Below are 8,510 nucleotides of genomic sequence, written 5' to 3'. Positions count from 1 at the left end.
GCTGATGGTATGGACTGCGATTCCAGCTGATGCTCTTGAAAATATTCCCTTGCTGGTACTTCTACTAAGGTCTGAGATGCCTGGAAATCAAGCTCATAGCCTGGACTGACGTGATTCGGGATGGGGATTGTCCGAATCTGATAGGAATTTTCGTCTTGAGGTAGCAATTCCAAACCGATTTTTGGTTCAACCTTATAGCCAAATGCGCCAAAGCTACCAATGGTCAAAATATAGCCATTGTCTGTGAGCAGTTCTACTTTCATCGGATGAGCGCAGCGACAAAACCAATCCTGGTGAGTATTTAGATAGGCACTTACTTGCTCAGCTGAAGCATACATCTCCATACAGTCTTGAAAATGACACTGAAACCGAGTCGGCTCACTACCTGAGTAAGACGCTGATGGAACAATAGGGTCAGTGTCGGCCTTTATAGCAGTAGTATTCAAATCCACCTGTTTTGCCTCAATTGACTGATGGTTAATAAAATGCGATCGCATACATCATCCTCTTCATTTGATTGCCTTGTGACTAGTTCAGAAACTAGTTGAGAGCCTAGTTGAGAAATGTCCATGGGTCGCTCTTGCTTATCCTACTCCTCTGGCTGAGTTAATCAGGAGTCGGACACAAACAAGTTGAGCTATGTAAACAAGTGTAAAGTTTGGGGGACTGATCTAGCTGGGTTTCTGGTGATGCGAGATCAGTTATTAGATCAGTTATTAGATCACTGACTATAGCAGGTTTTAATTAGATCGACCCAGAAAGCGAAGAACACATGACCATGAAACTTATACAACCGAGAGGTTGGGGTTTACGGAAGCGATGCAGCGCGGTCTTGGGGAGGCAGCGCGGTCTTGGGGGTCTCCCCCATGAGCGACTGCCGTGGTTTCCCCCACTCGCTATTGCATCAAGACAAAATCCAATAATTCTCGATTGAATGGCCTAGTTTAATTTTCACTCAGAATAACTGGTAAACTAGCTAAGCTACTAGGTGAATTGTACGGAAATTGCTATGAAAGCATGTGTAGCTGGAGCAACAGGAGAAACAGGAAAGCGGATTGTACAGGAACTCGTTTTGCGTGATATTCCTGTACGGGCTTTAGTGCGAAATCTAGAGTACGCTCAAGAAACATTACCACCAGCAGCAGAATTAGTGGTGGGGGATGTGCTCAAACCCGAGAGTATCCGTGCCGCGATCGCAGATAGTACTGTAGTGCTGTGCGCCAGTGAGGCTCGCCCTAGCTTTGACCCAACCGCACCCTACAAGGTGGATTACGAAGGGACTAAAAATTTAGTAGATGGTGCTAAGGAAAAAGGGGTAGAACACTTTGTATTGGTTTCCTCCCTCTGTGTGCCCCAGTTTTTCCATCCCCTCAACCTATTCTGGCTGATTCTGGTCTGGAAGAAGCAAGCAGAGGAATATATCCAAAAAAGTGGCTTGACTTACACTATTGTGCGACCAGGTGGTCTCAGAAACGAAGACAACTCAGAGCCGATGGTCATGTCTGGCGCAGATACTCTATTTGAAGGTAGCATACCTCGCACCAAAGTAGCAGAAGTTTGTGTTGAGGCGCTGTCGGAACCGGAAGCTCGGAATAAAATAGTAGAAGTGGTTAGCTCAGCAGAAGCTCCCGATCACAGCTGGGAACAGCTATTTGCTGACGTAGGTTGAGGGAGTGTTGAGCGTTCGCGTAGCGTGACGTTCCGTCAATCGCATTTTGTGAACACTATTAAGTTCACACTATTAACACTAGTAAGGATTAGTCAACTGAGTGTCTTCATCACCCCGGCAGAAGTACGGAAAGTTAAGAGGATTTCCAAATACTTCCTATAAATTTACACTCAAAGGCTTATTTTACAATATTTCAGCCTTAGCGATAGTGAGCTTATTATTGGGGATTTATCTCAGACATGTTTTTAATAGATGGGCTTACTACCCGGTTGAGCGTACGCTATCTGATTATCCTACCAGTATTCACGGCACCCCTCCCTTAGTGATGAGGGGGGGAGATCCTTACATTCGCGCCCTAATGCGTACTATCACCGCTAGTGAAGCTAATGACCCCCAACCCTACACGATTATCTATGGGGGTCAACACGTTTCTGATTTAAGGCGTCATCCTGAAATATGTGTTCCCATAGTCGCTGGTCCTAATGTTGGAAAATGTAGCACAGCGGCGGGACGGTATCAGTTCCTTGATATCACCTGGAAAGCAAAGGCACAAAGCTATCACCCCAGACCCTCAGGCTTTTTGTTTTGGAAGCAGTATAGCTTTGAGGCACACTTCCAGGATGCTGTGGTTCACGATTGGCTCAAGGATAGTAGAGCCTGGGGGATGGATATTCCCAAAGAATTGCGGCAAGGAAATTTAGATAAAGTTTTGCGGCGGTTGTCCGGTACTTGGACAAGTCTAGGTTATGGCATAGAAACGAATAGCATGAGTAAGCACTTGCCAAAGGTTTATGAACGGATGATTGAGGAAGAACTAAACCGCTAATCATTGATGCATACTTGCAGGCTTGCAGGACAAATGCAATTTTATAGCATTTTATAGCATTTATTAATTTGGTGAGGTACTTTCGTCCTGGATTTTAGGGAGTAGGAGGTAGCGATGCATCGCTATTCCCTATTCGTAAGCATTCAGCTATCAGCCGTCAGCCGTGAGCACCTCAAGTAGCGTGGCCAACGGCCAAGGCTCAAGCTGCTTGAGGTGCTTTCCGTAACTCAGATTAAACAAATGGTTACCTGTTGTCAAGATCCCAAGCGCGAGTGGGGGAAATCCCCTGTTCCCTTGCTGCATCGCTTATTCGCGCATCACCTCAAGTATAGCAGTCGCCAGGGCAGTTAGGACATCGACATTAGTCTCACACCCTTTGTAAGCGATGCAGAGGTGCGACCCGTGGCGAATTTAATTCGCCAACGGAAAAAGCACCATTACGGTCTTGGGGGTTTCCCCCATGAGCGACTGCATCAAGAAGCGCAAGAGTTTGACTTCTGACAAATGACAAATGACTTCTGACTTCTGCTAGATCAGGGAAAACCTTTAGAAAACTTTGATGCCATTATTCCCCGGATCGGGGCATCAAAGACCTTCTATGGCACCGCTGTTGTACGGCAGTTTGAAGTGATGGATGTTTTTAGTGCTAATCCAACTCAGGCAATTTCCCGCTCCCGTGATCAACTACGCTCTCAACATATCCTTTCTCGTGAAGGTATTGGTTTGCCCGTAACTGGCTTTGCCCATTCAACCCAAGATATTGACGGTTTAATCGAGATGGTAGGTGGTGCTCCTTTGGTTATTAAACTATTGGAGGGTACCCAAGGCATTGGGGTGGTACTGGCAGAAACCCATCAAGCTGCCAAGTCCGTTATTGAAGCCAATCGCTGTTTAGACGCCAATATTTTAGTCCAAGAATTTATCAAAGAAGCAGGGGGTATGGATATTCGCTGCCTTGTGATTGATAGTAAGGTAGTGGCATCAATGAAGCGACAGGGAGCAGAAGGGGAATTCCGCTCGAACCTACACCGAGGGGGAACAGCAGAAAAAATCCAGTTAACCCCTGAAGAGCGTAGCACAGCAATTCGTGCTGCTAAAGCCATGGGATTACCCATAGCTGGGGTAGACATGGTACGCTCCCATCGTGGTCCGCTAGTGTTGGAAGTTAATTCTTCACCAGGACTAGAAGGAATTGAAAAGGCGACTGGGGTGGATGTGGCCGGGAAGATTATTGGATTTCTCGAAAAAAGTGCTGCGAATGAGAAAAAAGGTGGGCCTGGAAGTGGAGCTGTTCGCGATCGCATCAAGTATTAAATTGTGATTTAATTGTGATTTAATTGTGATTAAATTTTCAGCAAGCCTTTACAGAGAAAGACCGACCCCGTAGAGATAGTCAGCGATTACAAACTTAACTGGCTATCTAGGGTAAATGGACGATGATGGGGAGAGGATGGGCTGGTTATTCATTAGCTATCCTTGCTTCTGCTCTTTCTTGGGACTAGGATGCTCAGATTATATTTCTTTTCCCCTACCGGAAGCAATCCGAAAAAATGAGATGAGTAATCAGATTACTAAAAAAGCGCGATCGCTAGCTATGATCAAGGGCTTGATCGTGATTCGTGGCAAACTCTTCCAATGCTTGTGTAAGGGTACCTAATGCTGATCAATTCAATTTTGACGCAATCCTAGGTTATAGTTACTAGAAAATAGGTAAATTATTGATTAGGGTGTCAGGAATGAATCCAAGCCTGGAACAGTCAAGTATCGATACCACCAGTATGATGACATCTTCCGAACCATTGGTCGAGGTGCCGAAAATCTTGGCAGAAGAGCGCATGCAAAACGAGCGTATGCATGATGTCCTGCTGCTGCTGGAACATTTAGTAGAGAGGGAAGAAGCTACCGTGAAGCTCATCCTTGATTGCCTCTACGATGTCGGCTCAGTCAACCTGATCAACAAAAAGTTTCAATCTCGCTCCCTCAACTGGATGATGAAATCAATTGCCCGTATGTCGAAACCAGCCTTCAGAGTTGTTGCTCTGCGTTGGTTTAAGAAGAATTGTCCAGAACTAATTACTAAGTGGCTGGGGGAGCAAGTGCAAGGCAGCAGGGAGTAGGGAGCAGGGAGTAGGGAGTAGGGAGTAGGGGGAATAAAATTGAGTGTACCTCATAAGTACGAGAAACGCCTTTATGCGTAAGTCCTGAAAAGTTTACCGCTGGCTCAGCCTATCCTGACACCGAACAGCTTTTGGATAAAATAAGCTGATGGCTGAATGCTGACGGCTGAATGCTTACACCTTGAGTTAGGAATTTTCACCAACCCAATAGTTTACAAATCTGGTCAAGCAGTTGACAATTTTCTGCTTACAGAAGAATTCTGTTGTTGCTTTGATATCCGTCATTCAAAAGCTTTTTTAGCGCCCAAGGCCACTAGCATCCTCACAGTTTGTTCACAAAGTTTGATTAATCTTTCATCAGAGCTTAATCAAAGGAGCCGAATTTCTAAGTAAATACTCTGTTTCGGCCTAAACAACCAGCTGATGCCTAATGTCGTGACTATAGAGGGGAGGAGGAGATCGAAAGAGTCAATTGAGGCAAATGCCAGTTGTTAACAACTCCGATGCTACCAGATTTGCTCTAAAAACTCTGATTTAAAACTAAGGAGAACGTTGATGAACACACAATCAGAAACTGCCATTAAGCACAGTGATGTAATCAACCGGATAGTACTGAATCGCCAAAACACTGAAGAAATTGGTCGGGTAGCTGAGCTGTGGCTCGACCCAATGGCTCATAAAGTTTTGGGTTTGGTTTGCAAGTCAGGACTGCTGGGTCGCAAAAAACGGTCATTTACTTGGGCAGAAATTGAGGCGATTGGCTCCGACAGCATTCTAGTTTACCTTGACTCGGAAACCGCAGCGAAAAAACCCCCATCAGTGGAATCGATTGTGGGACATCAGTTGTGGACGGACGGAGGGAATCAGGCAGGTACTTTGGTGGACTATAGATTCGACCCCCAAACTGGAAAGGTAGTTGAGTATATCTTTGGCTCCAAGGGCTGGCGTGGTGTCACTGATGGCACCTACCGACTTCCCCCTGTCGCCATCGCTAGTGTGGGGGGTAAACGAGTGATGGCGATCGAGGCGATGGTGCAAAACGCTGAGCAGTATACCGATGGCATCAACCAAAAAGTTGCTCAGGCGGCTGAATCCTTGAAAGATGACTACGCCAAAACCAAGGAAGATATGGCGGGGCTGATGGAAGGGGCTCAGGGGCTAGCGACTCAAGTCCAAGAAAATGCTAAAACAGTAGCGGGGAATGCCCAAGAGAAGCTCTCTGATGTCGCTGGTCAAGTGCAACAGACCACTAAAGAGCTAACTGGTAATGCTCAAGATAAGTTCTCTGAGGTCACCACTCAAGTACAAGAAACTACTAAAAAAGTAGCGGAGAATAGCCAAAATAAGTTTTCTGAGGTTGCTGGTCAAGTACAACAGACTACTAAAAAAGTAGCGGAGAATAGCCAAAATAAGTTTTCTGAGGTTGCTGGTCAAGTGCAACAGACTACTAAACAGGTGACTGGTAATGTTCAAGAGAAGTTTTCTGATGTCACCACTCAAGTGCAAGAAACTACTAAAAAAGTAGCGGAGAATAGCCAAAATAAGTTCTCTGAAGTTGCTGGTCAAGCACAACAGACCACTAAGCAGCTAACTGGTAATGCTCAACAGAAGCTCTCTGAGGTCGCTGGTCAAGCACAACAGACCAATAAAAAAGTAGCGGGCAATGCCCAAGAGAAGTTTTATGAGATTGCTACTCAAGTGCAACAGACTGCTAAACAGGTGACTGGTAATGCTCAACAGAAGCTTTCTGATGTCACCACTCAAGTGCAAGAAACTACTAAAAAAGTAGCGGAGAATAGGCAAAATAAGTTTTCTGAGGTTGCTGGTCAAGCACAACAAACTACTAAACAGCTGACTGACCAGGCTAAGGAAAAACTAGTTCAAGTAAAGACAAAGTTGCCGAGTGCTGACTCCCCTACTACTACAGACGCTGCTCAGAAAGACAAGACACTCAAAGCTAGTTCTGAACCAGAATCTGCCGAAACAGCTCTTAAGCACTAACTCATTTGAGCAACGTGTTTTGTCTATACAACTCAAGGAGAAAAATACCATGAGACAAGTTGCAATACTGGTAACTAGACAATTTGCAATGGTGCTAAGTATTTTAGCGATCGCATCTTTGTTATCTCTAGCTACTGATGGTAATGAAAACTCTCAGTCTAAACCTACTCCGAGTTCACCAGAAGCAACTGCACCCCAAACACCAGCAGAAACCGCTGCATCCGAGAGAAAAGAAAAACAGAGCTCTCTGCAGAACATCATCTCTGTGTTAATGATCGCTGATCAGTAATGTAAGCATATGCGCTACTTCACAGGCTAGAAGCCTGTGCCACGCACCCTAGGCGAACAGCTCTCAGCCCTCAGCTCTCAGCCCTCAGCTCTCAGCCCTCAGCTCTCAGCCCTCAGCTCTCAGCCCTCAGCTCTCAGCCCTCAGCTCTCAGCCCTCAGCTCTCAGCCGTTGGCCGTAGGCCAACGGCTGAATGCTTACTCAGTAATCACTTAGAAGGTAGCAAGAAACCTTTATTGAAGGAGTATTCAAACAATGATTACGACTGACAACAATAGCGATTGCGAATTTCTTCAAGAAGATAGTATATGGTCTGACCTCAGAGCACTTAGAGTTATCAATGGGCTGCAACAGGAGGTGCAAGCCCTAGAAGCCTCAGTGAAACGGCTCCAAATCTTGCTGGTTTTAAGTATTGTGATCCTAGGAGGTAGTATTGCTGCCATCAGTCCCCTTGGTGCTATGACTTACAAGCAGTTGCAGCAGCAATTTGCACCAGTAAATTCCTGGAAAACCACTCAATTAAAATGGTATTTTTTTTATTAATTATTGATGGTTAACACTAAACACTAAACACTAAACACTAGAGTATTACTCAATTAATTTTGCCCATTGTTGATCATAAATTACCTACTATCTACTACCTACTAACTAATCACTGTTCTCTTTGCTATCAACCCTCAACACTAAACAGTTTCTAATCAAGGCCATGTCTAACAACAATCATCTAAGTGAAAAAAGCACGATCAACGATTTTTTTATAGACAACAAAGCCCTTCCCAACACAGCCCTTCCTGTTGTTACCCCAGCCAATCCTCTTGCTAATCTCCAACAGCAACATATCGAAGAAGTCGCTGAAGCATTGGTGGAATTTCAAATGACTGCCATGTCCGATAAGAAGAAACATGAGCAAGAAACAAAGCAGCTACAGAAAAAAATGGGTCGCTTCACCGCTATTTGGATGATTTTAATCTTGATGGTGGGAGCAGCAGGAGCATGGACAGGATATTTCTTTTATACCCAGCTCAAGCAGCTAACTACAGAAATTACGTCATTGAAAGAGGCTCAGGGAGAATTAGAACTATAGCGTTGATTGAATTTATGAGGTACAGTTATAAACCTCAAAGTCCCCCTTAAAAAGGGGGACCAACGGGGGATACCTTTGTACCTCATGGGAGATAGAATTGCTATAGCAAAACAAGTTCAACAGCTAGAACGTCAGCTATCTGAACTTAAAAACCAAGTGCCATCGAATCTGGCAACTGACTTAGAAGCTAACCAAAAAAAACTTTCAGCACTAGAAAAACAAGTCCAAGGAGTACAAGAAAGCGTTAAGCACCGCCAACAAGCCCTAGTGGTTTTAGCCAACGCTTTTCAAGACTTGGCTAATTTTGATCAGTCTAACCCTCCTGTGACTGCGACCTCAGCGGAAAATAGTCCAAAAGGTGGGGCTGTAAATCAATAATTGAGTAAGCTATCAGCTTATGTGCTACGCACACGCTACTTGAGGTGCTATCAGTTTAAGCGCTACAGATGGTGCTACTTGAGGTGCTATTAGCTTATGCCTATAGGGCAGGCTACATCGAACAGCTTTTGAATCAAATAAGCTGACCA

Annotated in this window: 11 protein-coding genes and 1 pseudogene; 11 read left to right on the top strand and 1 reads right to left on the bottom strand. The window is 44.9% G+C overall.

The features are described from left to right. A partial coding sequence (locus F6K20_RS14135; RefSeq protein WP_287295042.1) for a DUF1997 domain-containing protein occupies positions 1-497 on the bottom strand: 497 nt, incomplete at its 3' end. Between the two features lie 512 nt (positions 498-1,009). Between F6K20_RS14135 and F6K20_RS14130 the strand changes: the two genes are divergently transcribed. The 11 genes and pseudogenes from F6K20_RS14130 (at position 1,010) to F6K20_RS14080 (ending at position 8,361) form a co-directional block, all read left to right on the top strand. Beyond that, complete coding sequence (locus tag F6K20_RS14130) at positions 1,010-1,669, top strand: NAD(P)H-binding protein (RefSeq protein WP_008180003.1); 660 nt, start codon at positions 1,010-1,012, stop codon at positions 1,667-1,669. A gap of 100 nt (positions 1,670-1,769) precedes the next feature. Continuing rightward, on the top strand, positions 1,770-2,495 hold the full coding sequence (locus tag F6K20_RS14125; protein WP_081431898.1) for a glycoside hydrolase family 24 protein: 726 nt from the start codon (positions 1,770-1,772) through the stop codon (positions 2,493-2,495). A 537-nt stretch (positions 2,496-3,032) separates the two neighbouring features. Next, a pseudogene (gene rimK, locus F6K20_RS14120) lies at positions 3,033-3,809 on the top strand (30S ribosomal protein S6--L-glutamate ligase); the annotation flags it as partial. Positions 3,810-3,924: 115 nt separating this feature from the next. Further along, positions 3,925-4,152 (top strand): hypothetical protein, encoded by a 228-nt coding sequence (locus F6K20_RS14115; protein ID WP_044495330.1) that lies wholly within the window; start codon positions 3,925-3,927, stop codon positions 4,150-4,152. A 79-nt stretch (positions 4,153-4,231) separates the two neighbouring features. Then, positions 4,232-4,612 (top strand): hypothetical protein, encoded by a 381-nt coding sequence (locus F6K20_RS14110; RefSeq protein WP_008190197.1) that lies wholly within the window; start codon positions 4,232-4,234, stop codon positions 4,610-4,612. Between the two features lie 555 nt (positions 4,613-5,167). Beyond that, positions 5,168-6,613 carry a PRC-barrel domain-containing protein gene (locus F6K20_RS14105; protein ID WP_287266078.1) on the top strand — a complete coding sequence of 482 codons (1,446 nt, stop codon included), beginning with the start codon at positions 5,168-5,170 and terminating at the stop codon, positions 6,611-6,613. A 49-nt stretch (positions 6,614-6,662) separates the two neighbouring features. Next, positions 6,663-6,902 (top strand): hypothetical protein, encoded by a 240-nt coding sequence (locus F6K20_RS14100; protein ID WP_008190191.1) that lies wholly within the window; start codon positions 6,663-6,665, stop codon positions 6,900-6,902. A 36-nt stretch (positions 6,903-6,938) separates the two neighbouring features. Further along, on the top strand, positions 6,939-7,115 hold the full coding sequence (locus tag F6K20_RS14095) for a hypothetical protein (protein ID WP_287266082.1): 177 nt from the start codon (positions 6,939-6,941) through the stop codon (positions 7,113-7,115). A 39-nt stretch (positions 7,116-7,154) separates the two neighbouring features. Next, positions 7,155-7,442 (top strand): hypothetical protein, encoded by a 288-nt coding sequence (locus F6K20_RS14090; protein WP_287266084.1) that lies wholly within the window; start codon positions 7,155-7,157, stop codon positions 7,440-7,442. A gap of 163 nt (positions 7,443-7,605) precedes the next feature. Next, a complete protein-coding gene (locus tag F6K20_RS14085; RefSeq protein WP_008190188.1) occupies positions 7,606-7,983 on the top strand; it encodes a hypothetical protein in 378 nt (125 codons plus the stop codon). Between the two features lie 84 nt (positions 7,984-8,067). Continuing rightward, positions 8,068-8,361 carry a TroA family protein gene (locus tag F6K20_RS14080; RefSeq protein WP_008190185.1) on the top strand — a complete coding sequence of 98 codons (294 nt, stop codon included), beginning with the start codon at positions 8,068-8,070 and terminating at the stop codon, positions 8,359-8,361. Positions 8,362-8,510: the final 149 nt, after the last annotated feature.

The organism is Moorena sp. SIO2C4 (assembly GCF_010672485.1).
In the GTDB taxonomy this organism is placed as follows: domain Bacteria; phylum Cyanobacteriota; class Cyanobacteriia; order Cyanobacteriales; family Coleofasciculaceae; genus Moorena; species Moorena producens.
The sequence above is the reverse complement of the archived record's forward strand: the minus strand, read 5'-3'. Positions and strand labels throughout refer to the sequence as shown.

Excerpts from the sequence above, each read along its gene's own strand:
- F6K20_RS14115 (WP_044495330.1), top strand. The coding sequence starts at position 3,925 with ATGGACGATGATGGGGAGAGGATGGGCTGGTTATTCATTAGCTATCCT.
- F6K20_RS14110 (WP_008190197.1), top strand. The coding sequence starts at position 4,232 with ATGAATCCAAGCCTGGAACAGTCAAGTATCGATACCACCAGTATGATG.
- F6K20_RS14085 (WP_008190188.1), top strand. The coding sequence starts at position 7,606 with ATGTCTAACAACAATCATCTAAGTGAAAAAAGCACGATCAACGATTTT.
- F6K20_RS14100 (WP_008190191.1), top strand. The coding sequence starts at position 6,663 with ATGAGACAAGTTGCAATACTGGTAACTAGACAATTTGCAATGGTGCTA.
- F6K20_RS14105 (WP_287266078.1), top strand. The coding sequence starts at position 5,168 with ATGAACACACAATCAGAAACTGCCATTAAGCACAGTGATGTAATCAAC.
- F6K20_RS14130 (WP_008180003.1), top strand. The coding sequence starts at position 1,010 with ATGAAAGCATGTGTAGCTGGAGCAACAGGAGAAACAGGAAAGCGGATT.
- F6K20_RS14090 (WP_287266084.1), top strand. The coding sequence starts at position 7,155 with ATGATTACGACTGACAACAATAGCGATTGCGAATTTCTTCAAGAAGAT.
- F6K20_RS14080 (WP_008190185.1), top strand. The coding sequence starts at position 8,068 with ATGGGAGATAGAATTGCTATAGCAAAACAAGTTCAACAGCTAGAACGT.